Origin of the sequence: Pseudomonas parasichuanensis (assembly GCF_021601385.1) — a bacterium.
Taxonomy (GTDB): domain Bacteria; phylum Pseudomonadota; class Gammaproteobacteria; order Pseudomonadales; family Pseudomonadaceae; genus Aquipseudomonas; species Aquipseudomonas parasichuanensis.
In genome coordinates this window covers 120,371-144,084 of the sequence record NZ_BQHO01000008.1, presented here as the reverse complement: position 1 = coordinate 144,084, position 23,714 = coordinate 120,371, and the positions used below count along the sequence as shown (strand labels likewise).

The window sequence follows — 23,714 nt, the reverse complement described above, 5'->3', positions numbered from 1 at the left end:
ACACCCACACTGCAACACCCGCTGTACCTGCGACAAAAACAACTACAAGGCGATACCCATGACTGATGTACAAAGCACCACGACCCTTCGTGCGGATTCGGCTGCCCCGGCTACGGCCGCAGGCTCGACCACCTGGAACCGCCACGACACCACCTGGGCCCTGGGCCTCTATGGCACCGCCATTGGTGCCGGCACCCTGTTCCTGCCGATCAACGCCGGCGTCGGTGGCTTCTGGCCGCTACTGATCCTGGCGCTGCTGGCGTTCCCCATGACCTTCTTCGCCCACCGCGCGCTGACCCGCTTCGTGCTGTCCGGGCGCAAGGGTGGCAGCGAGGACATCACCGAGGTGGTGGAAGAGCATTTCGGCGTCGGTGCCGGCAAGCTGATCACCCTGCTGTATTTCTTCGCCATCTTCCCGATCCTGCTGGTGTACAGCGTGGCGCTGACCAACACCCTCACCAGCTTCTTCGAACACCAGTTGCACATCAGCGCGCCGCCCCGGGCGCTGCTGGCGCTGCTGCTGATCTGCGGCCTGATGATCATCGTGCGCTGCGGCCAGCAGCTCATCGTCAAGGCCATGAGCCTGTTGGTCTACCCCTTCGTCGCTTCGCTGCTGTTGCTGGCGTTGAGCCTGATCCCCAACTGGAACGGCGCGTTCTTCGCCCAGGCCAATGAGGGCCTCAGTGCCTCGAACCTGCTGCTGACCTTGTGGTTGGCGATCCCGGTGATGGTGTTCTCGTTCAACCACTCACCGATCATCTCGGCCTTTGCCGTCGACCAGAAGCATCGCTACGGCGTTGACGCCGACCGCAAGAGCGGCCGCACCCTGGCCACTGCCCACGTGATGATGGTGCTGACGGTGATGTTCTTCTGCTTCAGCTGCGTGCTGGCCCTGAGCCCAGAGAACCTGGCTGAGGCCAAGGCGCAGAACATCTCGATCCTGTCGTACCTGGCCAACCACTTCCAGACGCCGGTGATCGCCTTTGTCGCGCCATTGATCGCGCTGGTGGCGATCACCAAATCGTTCCTGGGCCATTACATCGGCGCCAGTGAAGGCTTCCAGGGCATGATCGTCAAGAGCCTGCGTGGGCGTGGCAAAGTCTGGCCAGCCAAACGCCTGGAGCGTGCCACGGCGCTGTTCATGGTGGTGACCTGCTGGGCGGTGGCCACGCTCAACCCGAGCATCCTTGGCCTGATCGAAGGCCTGGGTGGCCCGGTGATTGCCTGCCTGCTGTTCCTGATGCCGATGTACGCGGTGCACAAGGTGCCGGCGCTGCGTCAGTACTCGGGCAAACTGTCGAATGTGTTCGTCGTGTTGATTGGCTTGATCACGCTGTCGGCGATCGTCTACAGCTTCATCGCCTAAAAAAGATCGCGGGGCACGTTGGCGCAGTGTTCGCTGCGCCAACGTGCCCCGCGATGCATTCAGGTCAGGCGCTTTCCAGGTGCCTGATCGCTGCCTTCAGGCGCTCCGCAGGTTGCGGTTGGTCCTGATGGGTGATGTCTGGCGCCTTGCGCACCCGCCCATGCTGATCGACCCAATGGCCGTTGCTGAAGAAACGGTAACTGGCGGTGCCGTTATTCCAGCCCTGGTCGAGCAGGCCTTGCAGATGGAAGGTCTGGGCGATCTGGCTGAGCGGGCCGGTGGGGCTGCCGTCCAGGTGCAGGATGATCGAAGGGCTGCCGGCCGGGGTGAACGGCAGTTCGCTGTAGCTGCCCCAGACGTTGGCGTTGAACACCTGCACCGGGTGGGTCGCCTGGAAGGTACGCGCCGTGCCGGTGACCTTCTTGTGCACGGTATTGACCAACAGATCGAGGGTCAGGACAGGTGCCCCGAGCAAACCGTTGCTGACGTTCAGGCGGGTGTGGAAAAGTCCGATTGCCATGCTGATGCTCCTTGTCTGCTCAGGCTTTCTTGGCGGCCTTGGCGGCCGGGCTCTTGGTCGATGCAAGGGCTTGGTCCAGTGCCTTGCCCACGGCGCCACTGGCCAGCTGCTTGAGCTGCGCGACATCCTGGGTGGCGATGACCGCGTCCAGGGTGGCGTTATGCAGGTCGCGTTGCAGGTCGACATTGGCCAGGGTCTGGATGTGCTGGGTTTGCAGCACCACCGGCACGTTGTCCACTTCCTGCCAGCGCTGGCCGTTGAAGTAGCGGTAGCTGGCCACCCCGCGCTGCCAGTCGAGGTCGAGCAGCACCCGCAGTTCCAGCTGCAGCGGCGAGTTGGCATGTGGGCCGCCCTGGTTGCCGCGCAGGGTGAGCAGGATCTTGCCTTCGCTCGGCGGCTGCACAGTGAGGTAGCTGTAGGCACCCCAGGTGTCCAGGTGCAGCTCGAGGGGCGGGTTGGTGGTCTGGGTGATCAGCGCGTTACCGCGCAGGCTGCGGTCGGGGGTATAGACCAGCAGGTCCAGCTGCAGACGCTGGGCGCCCGGAGCATTGGTACCAATGACGTAAGACACCGGGAACAGGCCTTCCGACGGTGCGGGCAGCGATACAGACATGATTGCCTCCGTTGCATTCAATGAATGAAATACCGTGACCAACGCTTGCGCAGGCGGGCGGAGGAGAGGGGGAAGAGGCGAGTAGACGGGCGCAGTGTTGGCGTGCCCGGTGCGAGCGGCTGTTAGCAGCCGTCTTGTGCAGCCATCCCTGATGTGCGGTGCCGCCTGCCTGGCAGCCCGCTTGAGTTAAGCAGGCAAAAACATCAATGATGGCCTTTTTGCAGCATGTCCGACGAGTGGTGCCTGCAGCGGGTTGCTACATGACGCCAGCGCCGGCGACCCGACTCCCACGGGAAGTGCGTTGACCCGTGGGAGAGGGCTTGTCGGCGATGGGGCTTGCCTTGTTCAGCTCACTTGGCTTTGTGTTGCAGCGCCGCGAAACTGCGGCGCATGTCGCTGGCCCAGCCATCGAGAACCGGTTTGACGTCGGCCAGGGTGAGCTTTTGCGTGTCGTTTTCCAGCTCCTTGCCGCTGCCTTTGCGCACCACCTGGGCCAGCACCTGCTGGTTGGCGCCGTCGAGGAAGGCTGCCTCTACCGCGATGTTCACGTCCTGGTCACGCCCACCGGCGGCGGTGTTGACCGCTGCGGCCACCAGGGCGATGGGGATGACTTCATAGGGTTTGAGGCCTTCGTTGCTGGTTGCCACCGCGGTAATCGCCGGGCGCACCACGATGGTGTTCGGCCCAGGCTCCTTGACCAGTGTCAGCACACTGCCCAGTTCGCGGCGCAGGGCTTCGTTGAAGTAACGGGTGATCTCCTGCAGGGTCTGCGCCGAGATCACGTCGGTCGGTTGTGGTTTGGGGTAGAACTGGCTCGGCTCGATGAACACCTTGGTGTACTGGCTGGCTTTCAGGTTCGGGTCGACCCAGCGCATCACCGGCGCGCCAGAGACGCTTTCGGCCGGCTTCAGGCGGCTGTAGTCCTTGAGAAAACCGGAGTAATCCTTGGGGTCGACGCGGTTGCTGGAGCAGGCAACCAGGGCAAGCAGGGCTGCGCACAACAGGGTGGTGCGAGGCAGTTGCATCATGATGGCGGTGTCCATGAGTGAATTGGCCAGAACAACGCTAGCAGGTGCTTGGCACTTGGCCAGTGGTGAAAGATATTGGGGCGAGAATTGGCCGGGGTAGTCCGCCGAGGAAGCTGCGGCGCCTGCCAGACCGAGCGCCGCCCGCGCGGCGCATCGCTGGCAAGCCAGCTCCCACATTTATTTCGGGCCAATCATGCCTGCGAGGGTACCGGTGCCCGCCCTGGCGCATGCCTCAAGCCTTGTCAGAGGCCAGCAGTCTTCCCTCGATACCGCGTCATGGCAACAAGGCGGACAGTGGAGATAGCTCAGGAGTAACTGGCCAGAAGTAAATGTGGGAGCTGGCTTGCCAGCGATGCGCCGCGCGGGCGGCGCTCGATTTTGCAGGCGGCGCTAATGCCCCGCCATGCGCCTGGCCCTCCGGACACATTCGAAGTACTCCCCCTTGTCCGTCAGCCCAGCGCCTCGCGCAGCCGGTACCACAACATCCCCAGTGCCAGCAGCGGCGAGCGCAAGGCCTTGCCGCCGGGGAAGGTCAGGTGGGGTACCGCGCTGAACACATCGAACCCGTAGCTGGCCTGGGTGGCGATGGCCTCGGCCAGCAGTTTCGCGGTCCAGTGGGTGGTGTTCAGGCCATGCCCGGAATAGCCCTGGGCATAGAACACATTGGGGTGCTGGCTGAGCCTGCCAACCTGTGGGAAACGGTTGGCGGTGATGCCGATCATGCCGCCCCACTGGTAGTCCAGGCGCACGTCGGCCAGTTGCGGGAACACCTTGAGCACCTTGGGCCGCATATAGGCGCCGATGTCCTTCGGGTCGCGCCCGGAGTAGTGGCAGGCGCCGCCGAACAGCAGCCGGTTGTCGGCGGTGAGGCGGTAATAGTCCAGGCCGACCTTCTGGTCGCACAGCGCCATGTTCTGCGGGATCAGCGCCCGGGCAAGGTGCTCGGGCAGCGGTTCGCTGGCCACGACATAGCTGCCGGCAGGCAACACTTTGCCGCTCAGGCGCGGTTCCAGTTCGTCGAGATGGGCATTGCAGCCCAGCACCAGGCTCTGGGCGCGGACCTTGCCGCGCGCGGTGTGCAGGGTCACGGTGCTGCCATGTTCGATGCGCAGCACCGGGCTTTGTTCGAAGATCTGCACGCCCAGGCCATGGGCGGCGCGGGCTTCGCCCTGGACCAGGTCGAGCGGGTGCAGGTGGCCCGAGCCCATGTCCACCAGGCCGCCGGCATACAGGTCGCTGGCGACGATTTCGCGCATGTGGTCGGCGCCAACCCGTCGGGTTTCGTGGCGGTAGCCGAGGTCGGCAAGGTCGCGCTGTTCGTCTTCGAAGGCGGCGAACTGCGCCGGGGTGTTGGCCAGCTCGCAGAAGCCCCAGCGCAGGTCGCAGTCGATGCCGTACTGCTCGATACGCCGGGCCACCAGCGCCACCGAGTCGATGCCGGCCTGCTTGAGGTAGCGCACGCCATCCTGGCCGACGTGCCGGGCAAAGCCCGAAACGTCATGGCCGATGCCGCGGATCAGCTGGCCGCCGTTGCGCCCGCTGGCGCCCCAGCCGATGCGCCGGGCCTCCAGCAAGATCACCGTGAGGCCACGTTCGGCCAGCTCCAGGGCGGCGTTGACCCCGGTCAGGCCGCCGCCGACCACGCACACGTCGGCGTGCAGGTCCTGGTCGAGCACAGGGTAGGGGGCTGCCTTGCGCGCCGTGGCGGCGTAGTAGGAAGCGGTATGTTCAGTCATGTGAGGCATGGGTGTGCTCGACTCAGCGGTTGGACTTGATCTTGCTCCAGGAGCGGGTCATCTGCCGCAGGATCGGCGGGCTCGGCATGGTGGAGACATACAGTTTGTCCAGCACCTCCTGGGGCGGGTAGATCTCGGGGTTGTTCACCAGGGCCGGGTCCATGTCGGCCTTGGCGTCCGGGTTGGCGTTGGCATAGCCGACCGTGGCGCTGACCTTGGCGATCACCTTGGGGTCGAGCAGGTAGTTGATGAACGCCAGGGCCTGCTCGGGGTTCTTGGCATCCTTGGGGATGGCCAGCAGGTCGAACCACAGGTTGCTGCCTTCCTTGGGGATGCTGTAGGCGACCTTGACGCCGTTGCCGGCCTCCTCGGCACGGTGGGCGGCCTGGAACACATCGCCGGAGTAACCGAAGGCCACGCAGACATCGCCGTTGGCCAGGTCGGAAACGTACTTGGAGGAATGGAAGTAGGTGATGTAGGGGCGCAGCTCCAGCAGACGCGCCTCGGCCTTCTTGTAGTCGTCGGCCTTCTCGCTGCGCGGGTTCATGCCCATGTAGTTGAGGATGGCCGGGAACAGTTCGTCGGGCGAGTCCATGAACGCCACGCCGCACTGCTTGAGCTTCTTCAGGTTCTCTGGCTCGAACAGCACGGCCCAGGAGTCGATCCTGTCGATGCCCAGCACCGCCTTCACTTTATCGACGTTGTAGCCGATGCCGTTGGTGCCCCACAGGTAAGGCACGGCGTACTGGTTGCCCGGGTCGTTCTGCTCAAGCTGCTTGAGCAGTTTCGGGTCCAGGTGCTGCCAGTTCGGCAGCTGGCTGCGGTCCAGCGGCAGGAACGCGCCGGCCTGGGCCTGGCGGGCGAGGAAATGGTTGGACGGCACTACCACGTCGTAGCCGGTGCGCCCGGCCAGCAGCTTGCCTTCCAGGGTTTCGTTGGAGTCGAACACGTCGTAGACCACCTTGATCCCGCTGCTGGCCTGAAAGTCCGCCAGGGTGGTGTCACCGATGTAATCGGTCCAGTTGTACACGCTTACCGTTGGCTGGGCCTGGGCGGCGGCGCCGAACAGCAGGGCGAAAGTTGCGGGGATCAGGGCTTTGCGATGACGCATGTCGACACCTCGTTGGTCTTGTTCTTCGAATTCGGTGGTGTAGGGGCTGCTTTGCAGCCCGTTCGCGGCACAAGGCCGCTCCTACAGGAAATACGCGGCCTCTGTTGGGGCGGCCTTGCCGGGGCGCCGGACCGGCCGGAAAGGGGCGCGAAGCGCCCCCAATGGGCTAGACACTCAGCAACAGGAATTCACGCTCCCACGAGCTGATCACCCGCTTGAAGTTTTCGTGCTCGGCGCGCTTGACCGCCACATAGCCCTGGACGAACTGCTGGCCCAGGTACTGCTGCACCACTTCACAGTCTTCCATGTGCTGCAGCGCGTCCTCGATGGTGATCGGCAAGCGCAGGTTGCGGCGTTCATAAGCGCGGCCCTGCACCGGCGCACTCGGCTCGAGCTTCTCGACCATGCCGATATAGCCGCACAGCAGGCTCGCGGCGATGGCCAGGTACGGGTTGGCATCGGCGCCCGGCAAGCGGTTTTCCACGCGCATGGCCTCGGGGCTGGAGGTCGGCACGCGCAGGCCCGCGGTGCGGTTTTCTTCACCCCACTCGACGTTCACTGGCGCCGAGGTGTCGGGCAGGAAGCGGCGGAACGAGTTGACGTTGGGGGCGAACATCGGCAGCAGCTTGGGGATGTACTTCTGCAGCCCGCCAATGTGGTGCAGGAACAGCTCGCTCATGCTGCCGTCATCGTTGGCGAAGATCGGCTTGCCGGTGGCGATGTCGACCACGCTCTGGTGCAGGTGCATGGCACTGCCCGGCTCGTCGGTGATCGGCTTGGCCATGAAGGTGGCGGTGACGTTGTGCTTGAGCGCCGCCTCGCGCATGGTGCGCTTGAACACGGTGATCTGGTCGGCCAGGTCCAGCGCGTCGCCGTGGCGGAAGTTGATCTCCATCTGCGCCGGGCCGTCTTCGTGGATCAGCGTGTCCAGGTCCAGGCCTTGCAGTTCGCACCAGTCGTAGACGTCCTCGAACAGCGGGTCGAACTCGTTGGCGGCGTCGATGGAGAACGACTGACGGCCACTCTCGGCGCGGCCCGAACGGCCCAGCGGCACTTGCAGCGGCAGGTCCGGGTCTTCACAACGCTGCGTCAGGTAGAACTCCATCTCTGGCGCGACGATCGGCTGCCAGCCTTTGTCGGCGTACAGCTTGAGCACTTTCTTCAACACGTTGCGCGGCGACAGCTCGATGGGGTTGCCCAGCTTGTCGAAGGTATCGTGGATCACGATTGCGGTGGGTTCGATGGCCCAAGGGATCTGGTACACCGCGGTGGGGTCGGGGCGGCAGACCATGTCGATGTCGGCTGAGTCGAGCAGGCTGTAGTAGATGTCATCGTCGACGTAGTCACCGGTCACGGTCTGCAGCAGCACGCTCTCGGGCAGGCGCATGCCGCGCTCGTGGAGGAACTTGGCGGTAGGCGCGATCTTGCCGCGGGCGATGCCGGTCAGGTCGCTGATCACGCATTCGACTTCGGTGATCCGGTGTTCTTTCAGCCAGGTGGACAGCTGATCGAAGGGGGCGTTCATACAAACCTCTTGGTTGGGTAGTTGTGGTGGTCAGCACGTAGGGCACTTCCCACAGGTGACGCTGAGGACTATCTTGGGCGCAGCCCCCTGGGCTGATCTATCCACTTTCTTCGTCAGTCAATGCACCAAAAGAGTGCAACTAGGACAGCGCGTGACAACGCCAATCGCCTTGCAGGTTCAGGATTTCCGTACCACCGATGTGACCGAACAAACCCGCGCCACCCCTGGCTGGCAGCAGCAGTACCGGCAGATGTCCCCCGGGCATTTCGACGGCCGCTTGCGCTGGCTGGGGCTTGAGGGCGTGGAGGTGTACGAGGAGCGCCTGAACACCCGTGTCGAACAGTTCTTCCGTGCCCCCAGCGGCGCCTTGGCGTTCTGCTTCGACCGTAGCGAGAACAGCCTGTACCTGCTCAACGAAGACAGCCGCAATATCTGGATCACCCCGGAGAACTACCAGGAAGTGGCGGTGGTGTTCGAGCAGCCGTTCCTGGCCAGCCACGGGCTGGATGTAGAGCGCCTGCGCGGCTTGTTCATGGTGCCGCTGAGCTGCCAACAGAACGCCTTGTTCGGCAACTGGCTGAGCGCCACGCTGACCCGCCTGGGCCAGGCCGATTGTCCGATGGAGGGCAGGGCGCTGGCGGAGCAGTTGCTGGAGGACTGTTTGTTCATTCTCGACAACGCCGGGCAGCGGCTACAGGGCGATGCCCTGGGGCGGCGCGACGAGGAGCGGGCGATCATGCGCAGGGTCAGTGAATGGGCGGCCGATTGCCCCGACGAGACCCTCAACCTGGTGCAGTTGGCCAAGGTTGCCGGGGTTTCCGTGCGGCAGCTGCAGCAGGCGTTCAAGGGGTTCACCAACCTGCCGCCAGCGCACTGGCTGCGCCTGCGCAGGCTCAACGGGGCGCGGCGGGATCTGCTGGCGGGGGATGCGACCGTGGCCGAGGTGGCCATGCGCTGGTCGTTCTGGCACCTGGGGCGGTTTTCAGAGAGTTATCGGCAGTTGTTCCAGGAGTTGCCGAGCGAGACGCTCAAGCGTGCTCGCGGGCCAGGCCGCGCATAACCGATCTGGGTGAGAGCAACTATGTTGTGTTGCTTGCACTGGCCTCATCGCCGGCAAGCCGGCTCCCACAGGTACCAGCGCCGGCCCTGTGGGAGCAACGGTCTTGCTCACAATTCAAAGACCTGGTGGGATCCCTGTGGGAGCGGGCTTGCCCGCGAACACGGGCGTAGCCCGTGCCAGACTCCGCCGCCCCCACAGGTAATGTGATCACTGTTCTGGGCACCGCAGCTGGCCAGGGTAAAAACTGCTAGGGTGCCCACCGCAGCCCTCGTCCAGGTCAGGTATGGATACCGAACAACCCCCTCGTTTCACCTACCAGAAAGTCCACCGCTACCTCAGCGACTGGCTCGACGCCCGTGCGCCGGGGCAGTCACACCGCCTGCCATCGCTGCGCGATGTGGCGCGGCAACTGCAAGTGTCGCTGACCAGCTGCAAACAGGCGTTTGCCTTGCTCGAGGCACAAGGGCGCGTCCACGCCAGGCCCAAGGTCGGTTACTTCAGCGTCATCCAGGCGCCCCACGCAGTGCTGCCGAGCACGGCCAGCCTGCTGGACCGTGTCTTTGCCAGTGCCAGGCAGCCGGGGATGCTGGCCTTGAGCAGCGATTCGCCGCCCCTGTTGGGCTCGCTCGACGGTCCCTTGCTGATGCTCGAACGCGACCTGGTACGACGCTCGCCAAAGGCCAACCTGCCGCCTTACCTGCCTTTGGGCGAACCGCAACTGCGCGAGGCCGTTGCGCGTCATTACAGCCGTGGCATGGATCACCTGTGGCAGGCCGACCAAGTCTTTGTCGGCCCGGACCTGCGCAGCGTCCTTGACCTTGCCCTGGCCGCACTGGTACCGCGAGGCTCGCTGGCGCTGGTCGAATCACCCTGTTCCTGGTTGGTGTTACGGCAGTTGCAGGCTGCCGGGCTGCACGTGGTCGAGGCACCGTTGAACAGGGAGGGGCGATTGGACCTGGAGGCAATTGCCCGGTTGCTGACTGCGACGCCCGTACGTGTGGCGGTGTTCTCGTCCCGCGTGAACGTCCCTCAGGGTGGTGCAATGCCTGCAGCGGATAAACAACGCCTGTGCGAGTTGCTCACTGAACATCAGGTGTGGCTGTTCGAAAACGACAGCTACGGCGGCTTGTGCCCACGGCAGCCGGCCTGCCGCGACTATGCCGACCCACTGCGCCTGCTGGTGTTCGCCAGTTTCGACAAGCACATCGGTGCCGAAGCCCCGTTTGCCTACCTGTTGTGCCGTGGCGCGGCGGCGACCTTGGCCGAAGCCTTTTATGCCCGTGGCGTGCGCCTGCCGGGTTACCGCCAGCGGGCTATTGCGCAATTGTTCGGCTCCGGGCGCGTCGAGCGTCACCAGGCCTCGCTGGCCAGGAAGCTGACAGCCAGTGCCACACGCATGGTCGCCTTGATGAAGAGCCATGCGGCGGATTGCCTACACCTGAGCATGCCCGTGGCGGGGGCTTCGCTGTGGTTGCAGGCAACACGGCCTGTGGATATGGACGCGGTCTGCGAACAACTGCTGGCCCAGGGCATCGTCATCGCACCGGGCTCGCTGTTCAGCCAAGCCGGTCACTGGCGCGATCACCTGCGCCTTAGCGTCACCGTCGACTGGCAACAGAACATCGAGGGCGCGCTGATCGCCTTGGCCCAGGCGATCAGCCGGGCGCCTCAGTTGCCGTAGCAGTGCTCAAGCTCGGGGAACTCGCCCTGGCGCACTTCATTGGCGTAGCGGGCGCATGCCAAGCGGATTACCGCACTCAGGTCGGCATATTGCTTGACGAAGCGCGGTTTGCGCGGCCCACCCAGGCCCAGCAGGTCCTCGGTCACCAGAATCTGCCCGTCACAGGCGGGTGAGGCGCCAATGCCTATGCACGGCTGTGCGCTCTGTTCGCTGATCCGCCGTGCCACCGGTTCGGCCACACCTTCGAGCAACAGGCCAAAGGCTCCGGCGGCGAAGTTGGCGCGGGCGTCCTCGACGATCGCTGCTGCGCTGGACTCGGTCAGCCCCTGGGCCTTGTAGCCGCCCATGACATTGACGAACTGCGGCATCAGGCCAACGTGGGCCATCACTGGGATCCCGCGCTCCACCAGGAACGCCACGGTCGGTGCCAGCGCAAGGTTGCTCTCCAGTTTCACCGCGTCGCACCCAGTCTCGGCCAGCACTTGCGCGCAGTTGCGAAAGGCCTGTTCAGGTGAGGCCTGGTAGCTGCCAAAGGGCATGTCGGCGATCACGCAGGCGTGTTCGGTGCAGTTCATCACGGTGCGGGTGTGGCTGATGGTCTCCTCCAGGCGCATGGCCAGGGTGGAGCGGCGGCCGTAGGCGACCATGGCGGTCGAGTCACCGACCAGGATGAAATCCACCAGGGGGTCGATCAGGCGGGCGATTGGCGCGCTGTAGGCGGTGAGGGCGACGATCTTCTGTCGGCCTTTCATGGCGGCCAGGTCGGGGATGGTCAAGCGGCGGGTGGGGATCTGTGTGCTCATCGGTTACCTCCGGGGTGGTCGGGAGGTCATCGATTATTCACCCGATGCAGGGTGATTCAAGGCACAGGATCGGGCGATTTTGCAGCCCAGAAGGCATTCGCCGGCAAGGCCGGCCCCCGTAGGAGCCAGCCTTGCCGGCGAACAGCGCTCAGATCAGTTGCGATCCAGCCACACCGTCTGGGCATTGGTGAACTCACGCACACCAAAGTGCGACAGCTCACGGCCAAAACCGCTCTTCTTCACGCCACCGAAAGCCACACGGGGATCGGAGGCGCAGTAGCCGTTGATGAACACGCCACCGGTGTCCAGCGCGCTGGTCATGCGCTCGGCCAGGGCGTAGTCGGCGGTGTAGATGGTCGCGGCCAGGCCGAACTCGCTGTCGTTGGCCAGCTCCACCGCGTGGTCGGCGTCGCGGGCAGTGATGATCGCCGCCACCGGGCCGAACAGCTCCTGCTTGAACGCGGTCATGTCCGGGGTGACGTTGGCGAACACGGTCGGCGCATAGAAGTTGGCCGCGCCTTCGACCTTGTGGCCGCCCAGCAGCAGGGTGGCGCCTTCGGCCAGTGTGGCCTGGACCTGGCCGTCGAGTTCGTCGCGCAGGTCATAGCGGGCCATCGGGCCGATGTAGGTGGCGTCGTCCAGCGGGTTGCCGATGGTCAGGGCGCGGGTGGCCTCGACGAACTTGCGGGTGAATTCCTCGACGATGCTCGCTTCGACGATCAGGCGCTTGGCCGCGGCGCAGACCTGGCCGGTGTTCTGGTAGCGGCCGATCACGGCAGCCTTCACGGCGGCGTCCAGGTCGGCGTCAGCCAGCACGATGAACGGGTCCGAGCCGCCCAGCTCCAGCACGCACTTCTTCAGCGCGGCACCGGCTTGTGCACCGATGGCCATGCCGGCGCGCACGCTGCCGGTAAGGGTGATGGCGGCGATGCGCGGGTCGTTGATGGCGCGGGTGACACCCTCAGGGGTGACGTTGAGCACTTCGAACACGCCTTGCGGCAGGCCGGCGCGCTTGAACAGGTCGGCCAGCAGGTAGGCGCTGCCCATCACGTTGGGGGCGTGCTTGAGCACGTAGGTGTTGCCGGCCAGCAGGGCAGGCACGGCGCCACGCAGCACCTGCCAGATCGGGAAGTTCCACGGCATCACGGCGAGGATCGGGCCCAGCGGGCGGTATTCGATGCGCGCTTTCTCGACCTGGGTCGGTTCGGCGGCGAGCATGGCCGGGCCGTGCTCGGCGTACCACTGGCACAGGCCGACGCACTTGGCGACTTCGCCACGGGCCTGGCTGATCGGCTTGCCGATCTCGCGGGCGATCATCTGGGCGAAGGCTTCGGCGTTGGCCTGCAGGGCATTGGCCAGGGCGATCAGGTATTCGCTGCGCTGACCCAGCGACACTTTGCGCCACTGGTTGTAGCCAACCTTGGCACGTTGCAGCGCCGCTTCCTGTGCGGCGTCGGTGTCGAAGGCATAGTGGCCGATCTGCTCGCCGGTGTAGGGGTCGACGGAGATGGCGTGGGTCAGGCTGCTGATCTCGCTCATGGCAGGACTCTCATTGTTTTGAAGGGGTGAGCCCAGACTAGTGGTGGCGCGCTTTAATGAAAACTGAATAATAATGAGCGAAACATTCACGTTTGGAGAATGACCTGTGGACCTGGTGCAACTGGAGATCTTCAAGGCGGTGGCCGAGCACGGCAGCATCAGCGCTGCCGCCCAGCACATCCACCGGGTGCCGTCGAACCTGACCACCCGTATCAAGCAGCTCGAAGAAGACCTGGGCGTCGAACTGTTCATCCGCGAGAAGAGCCGCCTGCGCCTGTCGCCGGCCGGCTGGAACTTCCTCGAATACACCCGGCGCATTCTTGACCTGGTGCACGAGGCGCGGCTTACGGTGGCGGGGGAGGACCCGCAGGGCACCTTCGCCCTGGGCTCGCTGGAAAGTACCGCCGCGGTGCGCATCCCTGCGCTGCTGGCGGCCTACAACCAGCGCTACCCCAAGGTGGACCTGGACCTGTCCACCGGCCCGTCGGGGACCATGCTCGAAGGCGTGCTGTCCGGGCGTCTGGTGGCCGCCTTTGTCGATGGCCCGGTGTTGCATCCCACGCTGGAAGGCATGCCGGTGTTCGAAGAGGAGATGATGGTCATCGCGCCGCTGCACCATGCACCGGTCACCCGTGCCCGTGACGTCAACGGGGCGAGCATCTATGCGTTCCGCGCCAACTGCTCGTACCGCCATCACTTCGAGAGCTGGTTCGTTCACGACCAGGCGGTGCCGGGCAAGATCCACGAGATGGAGTCCTACCACGGCATGCTCGCCTGCGTCAGCGCAGGCGCAGGCCTGGCCATGATGCCGCGCAGCATGCTCGACAACATGCCCGGTTGCAGCACGGTCAGCGCCTGGCCGATGGCCGAGGATTTCCGTTACCTCAAGACCTGGCTGGTGTGGCGCCGGGGCACGGTGTCGCGCAGCCTGAGCATGTTCATCAAGTTGCTCGAAGAGCGCCGGGCCGAGCCGGTGGCGGGTTGAGAGACAACGGTAGCGCCCAAGAATCGCGTGTAAAGCTCAGCGCAGCTCTACCTGCGCGCACAGCCCGCCTTCTGCGCGGTTACGCAAGGTAAGGCTGCCGCCCATGGCCTGGGTCAACTGGTGGGCAATCGCCAGGCCCAGCCCGGTGCCGCCGGTGCTGCGATTACGCGAGCTCTCCAGCCGGTAGAACGGTTTGAGCACTTCATCGAGCTCCGCGTCAGGGATGCCCGGGCCGTCGTCGAGTACACGAATCAGCGTCACACCGCCCTCATGGCCGACTTCAAGCTGGGCGGCACCGGCAAATTTCAGGGCGTTGTCCACCAGATTGACCAGCACCCTGCGCAGGGCGTGGGGGCGGGCCTGCAGGGTGGCTTGGGTGTTGCCACGGCGCTCCACCCGGGCACCGCTGTCCTGGTAGTCGAACACCAGGCTGTCGAGGAAGGCATCCAGGTTGACCTTGCACGGTGCCTCGGTGCCGCTGTCCATGCTGCGGGCATAGGCCACGCCTTCACGCACCAGATGCTCCATGGCATCGAGGTCGTGCCACAACTTGTCCTTTTCCTGCCCGTCGTCCATCTGCTCGACCCGCAGTTTCATGCGGGTGATCGGTGTTTGCAGGTCGTGGGAGATCGCCGCGAGCAGTTGCATGCGCTCCTTGAGGTAGGCCGCGATGCGCGCCTGCAGGGCGTTGAAGGCGACTGCAGCATCACGCACCTCGCGCGGACCGCTTTCGTCCAGCAGCGGGCCGGGGTGGTTCGGGTCGAGGTTGTCCACCGCCTGCACCAGGCGGGTCAGCGGGCCGATCGCCAGGCGCACCGCCAGCCAGGTGCACAGCAGCAGCACCAGCAACTGGATCAGCAGCACCACCGGCAGCCAGGTGGCCACCGGCACCGACGCCGGGGTCACGTCGATGGTCAGTGGCGCGCCGTCGGCCAGGCGCAGGTGGGCCTGGAAGTGCGCGTTGGGGCCGGGGATCTCGAGGAAGGTCAACTGATAGCGGTCGCCAATGGCCTTGACGATCGACTCGGCGGCCATGGGCGCTTCAGCGGTGGGCATAGCCTCACCAGGCAACCCGTCGTCGAGACGGTAGCGGTAGGTGCGCCGCTCCAGGCGCGGCAGCCAGGCCGGGCGCTCGGCGGCGGGCAGGCGGTCGAGGATGGCCACCGAGGTGGACACGTCCAGCTCCAGGTTGCTGAGCATCATCGAGCGGCTGCTGACGTAGCGCTCATACGCCTGCAGGCTGAACGACAGGCCGTACGCCAGCACCAGCCCTGTGAAGAAGATCAGCGCCAGGCGCGAGGCGAGGGTGCGGGGCCATTTCATGCCGGCGACTCCAGCAGCTGCACCGCCAGCGAGAACACATAGCCCTCGCTGCGCACTGTCTTGATGCAGGTGGGCTCGCGGGCGTCGTCGCCCAGGCGCTGGCGCAGGCGGCTGACCAGCAGGTCGATGGAGCGGTCGAAGATGTCGGCCTCGCGGCCTTGGGTAAGGTTGAGCAATTGTTCGCGGCTGAGCACCCGTTGCGGGTGGTCGAGGAATACCCGCAGCAGCCGGTACTCGGCGCCGGACAGCGCCACCAGCGTTCCTTCGGCGTCCAGCAGGTGACGCGAGGTGGTGTCCAGGCGCCAGGGGCCGAAGGCGATCAGGCGGCTGCTTTCGCTGATGGTCAGGTTGGGCGGCAGCATGCGCGTGCGGCGCAGCACGGCGTTGATCCGTGCCAGCAGTTCGCGGGCGGAGAAGGGTTTGGTCAGGTAGTCGTCGGCGCCCATTTCCAGGCCGATGATGCGGTCGGTTTCATCGTTGCGCGCGGTCAGCATCAGCACCGGTGTATTGCGGTGCTTGCCGGCACGCAGCTCGCGGCACAGCAGCAGGCCGTCGTCGCCGGGCATCATGATGTCGAGGACGATCAGGTCGACGGCGTTGTTCTCTAGGAAGGCGCGCATCTGCCGGCCATCGGCGACGATGCTGGTGCGCAGGCCGTTCTTCTTCAGGTAGTTGCCGACCAGCTCGCGGATTTCGCGGTCGTCGTCAACGACCAGGATGTGATCGACGTGTTCCATCGGGGGCTCCTTGTCTTGGGTGTGGGCGCAGTGTACAGAGCGCGTTCGGCCTTGCCTGCGGCGGTTTGTATTGCAGTGTATCTGGCGCGGCTGCAGATACAGGCGCAAGCACTTCGGTGCCTGGGCGGACACAAGCGCGATACCTGGCAGCGTTGAAATGGCTCTCGACCGGGGAGCAACGCCTCCCCACCCAAGAAGCCGTACCAGGAGAGATGCCATGACCGTCAAGACTTTTACCAGCGCTGCCCTGTTCGCCATCCTTGGCCTGGGTGCCATCACCGCCCAGGCCAGCAGCACCTCGATGAACGACAGCAGCGTGATGCAGTATCGCTACGGCGACCATCTGGACATTCAGAAGGTGTTGTCGGTAAAGGATGACCAGCGCAGCGGTTGTGGCCTGGTCAACACCCGCATGGATTACCTCGACTCCCACGGCAAACCGCAAAGCGTCGAGTACCGTACTTACGCCACCAGTGGCTGCCATGACAACTGATCCGCGCGGTAACGGGACCAAACGCCGCCTGCTCAAGGCCGGCGGCGTGGTCCTGGCCCTGGTCGGGCTGGGGCTGGCCGGCCACCTGCTGGCACGCGACAGCTACGGCCCGATGCCGTCGCTGGCCGGCGCCGAACAATGGCTCAACTCAGCACCGCTGGAGGGGCAACAGCTCAAGGGCAAGGTGGTACTGGTGGATTTCTGGACCTACGACTGCATCAACTGCCGGCGCAGCCTGCCCCACGTCAACGACTGGGCGCGGCGCTATGCCGACCAGGGGCTGGTGGTGGTGGGGGTGCATACGCCGGAATACGACTACGAGCATGATGTGGCCAACCTGCGCGAGCAGGTCAACCGGTTGGGCATCGGCTACCCGGTGGCCGTGGACAACGACTACCGGATCTGGAATGCCTGGGGTAACCAGTTCTGGCCGGCGCACTACTTTGTCGATCGCAAGGGGCAAGTGCGGCATGTGCATTTCGGCGAAGGCGACTACGACGGGCAGGAGCAGGTGATCAGGCAACTGCTCGATGAGCAGGGCTAGCGGGTCACTCGCCCAAACGTTGTTCGCGTGACGGCGGGTACCCGAAGTACGCCGCATAGCATTTGCTGAAGTGCGACACCGAAACGAACCCGCAAGCCACCGCCACTTCCATCACCGACAGGTCGGAGTACTGCAGCAACCGCCGGCTCTTGGTGATGCGCAACTCCATGTAGTAGCGCCGTGGCGAGGTGCCGAGCTGGGCCTGGAACAGGCGGTCGATCTGCCGTCGCGAACGCCCGGAGTAGGCAGCAAGCTGGTCGAGGCTCAGGGTTTCCTCAAGGTTGTTTTCCATCAGCTCGACGATGGTGCGCAGGTGCAGGCTCATGGACTTCTTCGCCCCCGGCCCGACCTGGCGATAGCGCGCCCCGGAGAACGACAGGATCTCTTCCACGCCCTCGGCCAGGGCATCGCCGTACAGCCGGCGGACCAGGCCGAGCATCAGCTCCATGGCGCCGTTGGGGCTGGCGGCGGTGAGGCGGTCGCGGTCGAGGGTGAAGCTGGCCGGGGTGATGCGGGTTTGCGGGCTGCATTCGCTGAGGCTGGCGCGCTGCTCGGGGTGGACACTGCAGCCGTAGTCGTCGAGCACCCCGGCGCGGCCGAGGAACCAGGCACCGTTCCACAGGCCGCCCAGGGTCATGCCGTGGGCGGCGCAGTCGCCGAGCAGGCGGTCGAGGGATGGGTACTTGAGCGGGGTGCGCAGGCCGCCGCAGATCACCAGCAGGTCGAGGTCGTGCAGGTCGGTGGGCAGCAGCGGGCTGGCCACCAGCTCCAGGCCCAGGTCGCTGAGCACCCGGTCACCGCCGCCCAGCGACAGGGGGGTGAAGGCAAAGCTGTCGGCCCGCAGCAGGTTGGCGGTGACCAGCACGTCCATGGCCACGGTGAAGCTGGCCATGGAGAAATGTTCGAGCAGGACGAAGTCGACCCGATAGGGGCGTTGGGCGCTGCCGTCGCTGGTCTTGAGCCGCAGCATGTTGCTGGTGCTGGTCTTCTTGCTGAACTGGCGTGGCGTGGGCACTGCGGACTCCGTTTCCTGGCTGGCGGCAGTGAGTGTGCGGGGTGTGGCAGGTAAAGACAACTGGGGTGGCCGGGGGTACGGCGCTGCATATCATCCGCCGAACACCCGGCAACACCGAACTCGCTTGACCTCGACTTAACCTGAGGTCTGATACTTGCCCGCTCTTCCCCACGATGGAGCGTGTCCATGACCCAGCCAAGCGCCTTCACCCTGTCCAATCCCGAAGGGCTCTACGACCCAAGCACAAACGCTTATTCCCATGTCGCCGAAGTACGCGCCGGCAGCCGCCTGCTGTATGTGGCCGGGCAGGGCGGTGAGGGCCTGGATGGCGCGCTGTCGCCACAGTTCGAGGCGCAGGTGCGTCAGGCGCTGATCAACCTGAAGATCGCCCTGGCTTCCAAAGGTGCCAGCCTGCAGGACGTGTTCAAGCTCACCCTGTTGGTGGTCGACCACAGCGAAACCCGGCTGCAGCAGTGGGTGGCCGCAGCCACCCGCGCCTGGGACGGCAACATGACTCCAACCTGCACCCTGATCCCGGTACCACGCCTGGCGTTGGACGGCATGCTGGTGGAAATCGATGCGGTGGCGGCGGTGATCTAGCGGAATTTCGCGATCGCTGTAGGAGCGGCCTTGTGCCGCGAATGGGCTGCACAGCAGCCCCAGCAATTGTGTGGCATGCACCGGTTGCGGGGGCGCTTCGCGCCCCATTCGCGGCACAAGGCCGCTCCTACAGTGACCGTGCAAGACCCGCGTGCTGCACAGTCGCCAGCTTGGCGCTAGACTCGCGCTTCCCTTAAGCCCGAGCGCCCGTGATGCCTGCCCCCATCGAACTGCTCCAGACCAGCCCCGAACAGGCCGATCTGGTACGCAACCTCTACCAGTTCTATGCCTATGAATCGTCCGATTGGGAGCAGGAGGATGTCGAGGTGGACGGGCGCTTCTACCTCCACGAGCCGCACTTCGAGCGCTATTGGCAGTCCCCCGACTGGGCCGCTCACCTGGTACTGGTGGATGGCTTCATCGCAGGTTTCGTGCTGATCGAACGCAGCGAGCTGCCAGGCATCGATGCACTGGAGCTGGCCGACCTGTTCATCCTCAGGCGCTATCGGCGCCAGGGCGTAGGCCGCGCGGTGGCCCGGCAACTGCTGTGTGACGGCCGGGTCGACTGGCTAGTGCGTTGTTATGCCGGCGATGCCCCGGCCATGAGCTTCTGCCAGGCCGTGCTGGCCGACCTGCCGCGCCCGGTACGGGAGATCGCGTTGGACGACGAGCCGCAGCTGCGCAACTTTTTGGTCACGCCGTATCGCCATTGAATGACCACGATTTTTTTGTGACGCACTTCACAAAAACCGTTCGTCTGGCGGCATAATGCCAGCAATTCGTATTTTCGGACTTGTCTGACGCGAAGTCCGGAAGCTTCCTTGCTCAGGTACATGCCATGCCGCTAGCTGCAAGCCCAGACACCCTGTCCCGCCTGTTGATCCAGAGTGTGGTCGACTACGCCATCTACCTGCTGACCCCCGAGGGTGTTGTCGCCAGTTGGAACCCGGGGGCGCAGCGGGCCAAGGGCTATCACGCCGAGGAAATCGTTGGCCAGCATTTCTCGGTGTTCTACACCGACGCCGACCGCGACGCCGGCCTGCCGGCCTTGAGCCTGGCCACCGCCCTGGAAGACGGGCGTTTCCAGGCCGACGGCCTGCGCCAGCGCAAGGACGGTTCGCACTTCTGGACCAGCGTGGTGATCGAGCCGATCGTCGACGAAGGCAGCGGCCAGCTGATCGGATTCGCCAAGATCACCCGCGACATCTCCGAGCGCCGCCAGCAGGAGCTGGAGCTGCTCAAGGCCAAGGAACTGGCCGAGCAATACAGCCAGGAGATGACCACCCTGTCGCAGTTCCTCGACTCGGTAATCGGCAACATCCCGGCCAGCGTCATCGTCCAGGACCTGCAAAGCGAGCAGATCCTGCTGGCCAACCCCCAGGCCGAGCGCTTGTTCGGTGGCCAGGGTGTCAGCCTGGTTGGCCAGTTGCCCGGGCAGGGCCTGGCCCCGGAAGCGGCAGAGTACCTTGAGCAGCAACTGGCCCGCGGCGCGCGCAGCAGCAAGGGCCATGTCGCCGAAACCCGCGTCGATACCGCCAGCGGCCCACGTACCTTGCGCAGCCGCACCCTGCGCTGCGAGGGGCGTGCCGGGCAGGGCGACTACGTGCTGTATGTGGCCGAGGATGCCACCGAAGAGCTGGCCGCTCACGCCCAGATTCACCACATGGCCCACCATGACGCGCTGACCGGGCTGCCCAACCGCACGCTGTTCCATGAACGGCTCAAGCAGGCACTGCTGCGTGGCGAGGACAGCGGCAAGCTGACCGCCACCCTGTGCCTGGACCTGGATAACTTCAAGAACATCAACGACACCCTCGGCCACGCCTTCGGCGACAAGTTGTTGCGTGCCCTCGGCAAGCGCCTGCGCCGCGAGCTGCGCGAGCACGACACCCTGGCGCGTTTGGGGGGGGACGAGTTCGCCGTGGTGCTGGTCGGGCTGGATAACCGCGAGGCCGCGCGCAACACCGCACAGCGTCTGATCGATGCGATCTGCCCGCCGTTCCATATCGAAGGCCACCAGTTCAGCGTGGGCGTGAGCATCGGTGTGGCGATTGCCCCCGACGATCACGACAACGCCGAACAACTGCTCGGCTATGCCGACATGGCCCTGTACGAGGCCAAGCGCAACGGCCGCAACCGTTACGAAAGCTTTCACGTCGAACTGGACGTGGCCGCACGCCAGCGCCGCCTGGTGGAGACCGACCTGCGCACGGCCCTGCACCTGGGCCAGCTGCAGCTGCACTACCAGGCCGTGGTCGACCAGCAGAGCAACAGCGTCACCGGCTACGAGGCGCTGCTGCGCTGGGAGCACCCGGTGCGCGGCATGATCATGCCCATGGACTTCATCCCGATTGCCGAAGAAACCGGGTTGATCCATGAACTCGGTGTGCGCGCGCTCAACCTGGCCTGCCAGGAAGCGGCCAGCTGGGGCACCGAGCAGACGGTGTCGGTGAACCTGTCACCGGTGCAGTTCAAGAACGCCAACCTGGTCCACACCGTGGCCCTGGCCCTGGCCGACTCGGGGCTGCCGGCCACACGCCTGGAGCTGGAAATCACCGAGTCGGTGCTGCTGGGCAACAGCGAGGAGAACGTGCGCATCTTGCGCGCCCTGAAGGACCTGGGGGTGTCGATCTCCCTCGACGACTTCGGCACCGGTTATTCGTCGCTGGGCTACCTGCGCTCGTTCCCGTTCGACCGGATCAAGATCGACAAATCGTTCGTCCACGACATGTGCGACAGCCGCGAGGCGATGTCGATCATCCGCGCCATCACCGAGTTGTCCAACAGCCTGATGATCAAGACCACGGCCGAAGGGGTGGAGTCACAGGAGCAGATGCAGCGGCTGATGGCCGAGGGCTGCTCGCACTTCCAGGGCTACCTGTACGGGCGCCCGGCGCCGGCCAGCGAGCGGCTTAAACAGCTCGCGCCGACCGGCGCATAAGCGGCGCGGGCATGCCCCGCGCCTGCGGCCTCAGTGCAGGATCTGCTTGAGGAACGCCTGCGCCCGGGCCGTGCGCGGCTGGCCGAAGAACACCTCGGGCGGGCTGTCCTCGATGATCTGCCCGCCTTCAAGGAACAGCACGCGCTCGGCCACCTGGCGGGCGAAGCCCATTTCGTGGGTGACGCAGAGCATGGTCATGCCGGTGCCGGCCAACTGCACCAGTACATCCAGCACCTCGGCGACCATTTCCGGGTCGAGCGCCGAGGTGGGCTCGTCGAACAGCATGATCCGCGGCTTCATGCACAGCGCCCGGGCGATGGCCACGCGCTGTTGCTGGCCGCCGGAGAGCTGGCTGGGGTACTTGTGCGCCTGGTTCTCGATGCCGACCTTGGCCAGGTACATGCGCGCCCGTTCCTCGGCGTCCTTGCGCGAAAGGCCGCGCACGCTGGTGGGGGCCAGCAGGCAGTTGTCGAGCACGCTCATGTGCGGGAACAGGTTGAAGTGCTGGAACACCATGCCGATTTCGCTGCGCACCTGGGTGGCTTTGCGGTCGGTGCCGGCCACGTCGATGCCGGCCACCTGGATGCTGCCCTGCTGGGCGATTTCCAGGCGGTTGATGCAGCGGATCAGCGTCGATTTGCCCGAGCCCGACGGGCCGCACAGCACGATGCGCTCGCCTTCGCGCACCGACAGGTCGATATCGTGCAGCACGTGAAACGCGCCGTAGTGCTTGTTCAGGCCCTCGATGCGGATCAGCTCCGGGCGCAGGTCGGGGGTGGGTTGCACGGTGGCACGGCTGGCAAGACTGGAAGGTGCGGACATCGTTGTTGTTCTCCCGCTCAAGGTTCAGTCGAAGCGTGTGGCGCTGTAGGGCGCAGGGTCGGTGAAAGGACGTTCGCCGGTCATCATCTCGGCCAGCAGGCGGCCGCTGACCGGGCCCAGGGTGAGGCCGTGGTGGGCGTGGCCGAAGTTGAACCACAGGCCCTTATGGCGTGGTGCCGGGCCGATCACCGGGCGCATGTCCGGCATGCAGGGGCGGCGGCCCAGCCAGGGTTTGTCGTCGAGGCGCTCGCCAAGCGCCGGGAACAGCTTGCGCGCCAGGGCCTCGCAGCGGCGCAGCTGGATCTCGTTGCCGGCGGCGTCGCTGGCGGCGAACTCGATGCCGGTGGTCAGGCGCACGCCCCGGGCCATCGGCGCCAGTACGTAGCCACCCTGGGTGTCGCAGACCGAGTGCTGCAGTTCGGCGCCGTCGCGGGTGTTGTAGTGCATGTGGTAGCCGCGCTTGATCCCCAGCGGGAAGTGGTAGCCCAGGCGCTCATAGAGTTCGCCCGACTGCGGGCCGAGGCAGGCCACCACTTCGTCGGCGGTGACCGCGCCGCGCTGGGTGTTGACCTGCCAGCCGCCCTCGGTGCGTTGCAGGGTGCGGGCGTCGCCGTGCAGGAACTGGCCGCCCCGTTGGACGAACAGCGCGGCATAGCCACGGGTGAGGCCGCCGGGGTTGCTCACGGTCTTCGGGTCGAGCCAGTGGATGCCGCCGACCACGCCGCCGTCCAGCCCCTGCTCGCGGGCTTGCAGCTGCCCACGGTCGAGGAATTCGTATTTCAGGCCATAGCGCGCCAGGCCCAGTACATCCTGTTTCGCCTGCTCGAACAGCGCGGCGTCGCGGTACACCTCGATCCAGCCCTTGGCCTGTACCAGGCCTTGCAGCCCGGCCGCCTCGATCAGGGCGTCGTGTTCCTCCACGCAGCGTTGCACCAGCGGCAGCATGTCCGCCGCGGCTTCGGCCACGCGGCCCGGCGCCGATTGCTGCCAGTAGCGCAGCAGCCAGGGCGCGGCCTTGGGCAGGTGCAGCAGGCTGTAGCGCACGTCGGGCTGGCGGTTGAGGCCGTAGCGCAGCAGCGCGCCGAACTGCCGGGGGAATGCATAGGGGATCACGCTGGAGCGCTCGATCAGCCCGGCGTTGCCGTGGCTGGTGCCGCTGCCCGGCTCGTCGCGGTCGATGAGGATCACCTGGCGGCCGCGCGCCTGCAGGTGCAGCGCGGTGCTGACGCCGACGATACCGGCGCCCAGAACGATGGTTTGGCAATGCATGGA

The 23,714-nt window shown here is 65.4% G+C and carries 22 protein-coding genes; 9 read left to right on the top strand and 13 right to left on the bottom strand.

Annotated elements, in window-relative coordinates:
- Positions 1-58: 58 nt before the first annotated feature.
- A complete protein-coding gene (locus tag L6D77_RS09325; protein ID WP_232881479.1) occupies positions 59-1,366 on the top strand; it encodes a serine/threonine transporter in 1,308 nt (435 codons plus the stop codon).
- 64 nt (positions 1,367-1,430) lie between these two features.
- Here the strand turns inward: L6D77_RS09325 and L6D77_RS09320 are convergent, their stop codons facing one another.
- The 6 genes from L6D77_RS09320 to L6D77_RS09295 all read right to left on the bottom strand — a co-directional run bounded on the left by L6D77_RS09320 (position 1,431) and on the right by L6D77_RS09295 (position 7,899).
- The gene (locus tag L6D77_RS09320; protein ID WP_232881477.1) at positions 1,431-1,886 is read right to left on the bottom strand and encodes a DUF1842 domain-containing protein; all 456 of its coding nucleotides are present in this window, start codon (positions 1,884-1,886) and stop codon (positions 1,431-1,433) included.
- 19 nt (positions 1,887-1,905) lie between these two features.
- Positions 1,906-2,499, bottom strand: coding sequence for a DUF1842 domain-containing protein (locus tag L6D77_RS09315; RefSeq protein WP_232881475.1), 594 nt, complete (start codon positions 2,497-2,499; stop codon positions 1,906-1,908).
- 350 nt (positions 2,500-2,849) lie between these two features.
- Positions 2,850-3,527: a DUF3313 domain-containing protein gene (locus L6D77_RS09310; RefSeq protein ID WP_232881473.1), complete on the bottom strand. Its 678-nt coding sequence runs from the start codon at positions 3,525-3,527 to the stop codon at positions 2,850-2,852.
- Positions 3,528-3,976: 449 nt separating this feature from the next.
- Positions 3,977-5,272 carry an NAD(P)/FAD-dependent oxidoreductase gene (locus L6D77_RS09305; RefSeq protein WP_232881472.1) on the bottom strand — a complete coding sequence of 432 codons (1,296 nt, stop codon included), beginning with the start codon at positions 5,270-5,272 and terminating at the stop codon, positions 3,977-3,979.
- 13 nt (positions 5,273-5,285) lie between these two features.
- Positions 5,286-6,374 (bottom strand): polyamine ABC transporter substrate-binding protein, encoded by a 1,089-nt coding sequence (locus L6D77_RS09300; RefSeq protein WP_232881470.1) that lies wholly within the window; start codon positions 6,372-6,374, stop codon positions 5,286-5,288.
- A gap of 166 nt (positions 6,375-6,540) precedes the next feature.
- Positions 6,541-7,899: a glutamine synthetase family protein gene (locus L6D77_RS09295; RefSeq protein ID WP_236170038.1), complete on the bottom strand. Its 1,359-nt coding sequence runs from the start codon at positions 7,897-7,899 to the stop codon at positions 6,541-6,543.
- Positions 7,900-8,050: 151 nt separating this feature from the next.
- Here L6D77_RS09295 and L6D77_RS09290 point away from each other — a divergent pair, with 151 nt between their 5' ends.
- Entirely contained in the window at positions 8,051-8,959 is a 909-nt protein-coding gene (locus L6D77_RS09290) for a helix-turn-helix domain-containing protein (RefSeq protein ID WP_232881466.1), read from the top strand.
- A gap of 283 nt (positions 8,960-9,242) precedes the next feature.
- A complete protein-coding gene (locus tag L6D77_RS09285; protein ID WP_232881464.1) occupies positions 9,243-10,640 on the top strand; it encodes an aminotransferase-like domain-containing protein in 1,398 nt (465 codons plus the stop codon).
- Here the strand turns inward: L6D77_RS09285 and panB are convergent.
- The gene (gene panB, locus L6D77_RS09280) at positions 10,628-11,443 is read right to left on the bottom strand and encodes a 3-methyl-2-oxobutanoate hydroxymethyltransferase (RefSeq protein ID WP_232881463.1); all 816 of its coding nucleotides are present in this window, start codon (positions 11,441-11,443) and stop codon (positions 10,628-10,630) included. The genes L6D77_RS09285 and panB overlap by 13 nt on opposite strands.
- Positions 11,444-11,596: 153 nt before the next feature.
- Positions 11,597-12,982, bottom strand: a complete 1,386-nt coding sequence (locus tag L6D77_RS09275) for an aldehyde dehydrogenase family protein (protein ID WP_232881462.1) — start codon at positions 12,980-12,982, stop codon at positions 11,597-11,599.
- Between the two features lie 106 nt (positions 12,983-13,088).
- On the opposite strand from L6D77_RS09275, the gene ptrR reads away from it, so the two are divergent.
- The gene (ptrR, locus tag L6D77_RS09270; RefSeq protein WP_232881460.1) at positions 13,089-13,967 is read left to right on the top strand and encodes a putrescine utilization regulator PtrR; all 879 of its coding nucleotides are present in this window, start codon (positions 13,089-13,091) and stop codon (positions 13,965-13,967) included.
- Positions 13,968-14,003: 36 nt separating this feature from the next.
- Here the strand turns inward: ptrR and L6D77_RS09265 are convergent, their stop codons facing one another.
- Positions 14,004-15,290 carry a sensor histidine kinase gene (locus L6D77_RS09265; RefSeq protein ID WP_232881458.1) on the bottom strand — a complete coding sequence of 429 codons (1,287 nt, stop codon included), beginning with the start codon at positions 15,288-15,290 and terminating at the stop codon, positions 14,004-14,006.
- Positions 15,287-16,027 carry a response regulator gene (locus tag L6D77_RS09260; protein WP_232881456.1) on the bottom strand — a complete coding sequence of 247 codons (741 nt, stop codon included), beginning with the start codon at positions 16,025-16,027 and terminating at the stop codon, positions 15,287-15,289. Before L6D77_RS09260 ends, L6D77_RS09265 begins: the two co-directional genes overlap by 4 nt.
- A 217-nt stretch (positions 16,028-16,244) precedes the next feature.
- Between L6D77_RS09260 and L6D77_RS09255 the strand changes: the two genes are divergently transcribed.
- Both L6D77_RS09255 and L6D77_RS09250 read left to right on the top strand, forming a co-directional pair.
- Complete coding sequence (locus tag L6D77_RS09255) at positions 16,245-16,520, top strand: DUF2790 domain-containing protein (protein WP_232881455.1); 276 nt, start codon at positions 16,245-16,247, stop codon at positions 16,518-16,520.
- A complete protein-coding gene (locus L6D77_RS09250; protein WP_232881454.1) occupies positions 16,510-17,064 on the top strand; it encodes a thioredoxin family protein in 555 nt (184 codons plus the stop codon). The genes L6D77_RS09255 and L6D77_RS09250 overlap by 11 nt, the downstream gene beginning before the upstream one ends.
- Before the next feature lie 4 nt (positions 17,065-17,068).
- Here L6D77_RS09250 and L6D77_RS09245 read toward each other — a convergent pair whose 3' ends face one another.
- Positions 17,069-18,079 (bottom strand): GlxA family transcriptional regulator, encoded by a 1,011-nt coding sequence (locus L6D77_RS09245; RefSeq protein ID WP_232881452.1) that lies wholly within the window; start codon positions 18,077-18,079, stop codon positions 17,069-17,071.
- Positions 18,080-18,265: 186 nt separating this feature from the next.
- On the opposite strand from L6D77_RS09245, the gene L6D77_RS09240 reads away from it, so the two are divergent.
- From L6D77_RS09240 to L6D77_RS09230, 3 genes are all read left to right on the top strand, one after another.
- The gene (locus tag L6D77_RS09240; RefSeq protein WP_232881448.1) at positions 18,266-18,679 is read left to right on the top strand and encodes a RidA family protein; all 414 of its coding nucleotides are present in this window, start codon (positions 18,266-18,268) and stop codon (positions 18,677-18,679) included.
- A gap of 212 nt (positions 18,680-18,891) precedes the next feature.
- Positions 18,892-19,392, top strand: a complete 501-nt coding sequence (locus L6D77_RS09235; protein ID WP_232881446.1) for a GNAT family N-acetyltransferase — start codon at positions 18,892-18,894, stop codon at positions 19,390-19,392.
- 125 nt (positions 19,393-19,517) lie between these two features.
- Positions 19,518-21,620, top strand: coding sequence for a putative bifunctional diguanylate cyclase/phosphodiesterase (locus L6D77_RS09230; RefSeq protein ID WP_232881445.1), 2,103 nt, complete (start codon positions 19,518-19,520; stop codon positions 21,618-21,620).
- 30 nt (positions 21,621-21,650) lie between these two features.
- Here the strand turns inward: L6D77_RS09230 and L6D77_RS09225 are convergent, their stop codons facing one another.
- Positions 21,651-22,442 (bottom strand): amino acid ABC transporter ATP-binding protein, encoded by a 792-nt coding sequence (locus L6D77_RS09225; RefSeq protein ID WP_269807370.1) that lies wholly within the window; start codon positions 22,440-22,442, stop codon positions 21,651-21,653.
- Positions 22,443-22,466: 24 nt separating this feature from the next.
- The gene (locus L6D77_RS09220; protein WP_232881444.1) at positions 22,467-23,711 is read right to left on the bottom strand and encodes an NAD(P)/FAD-dependent oxidoreductase; all 1,245 of its coding nucleotides are present in this window, start codon (positions 23,709-23,711) and stop codon (positions 22,467-22,469) included.
- Between the last annotated feature and the right edge of the window lie 3 nt (positions 23,712-23,714).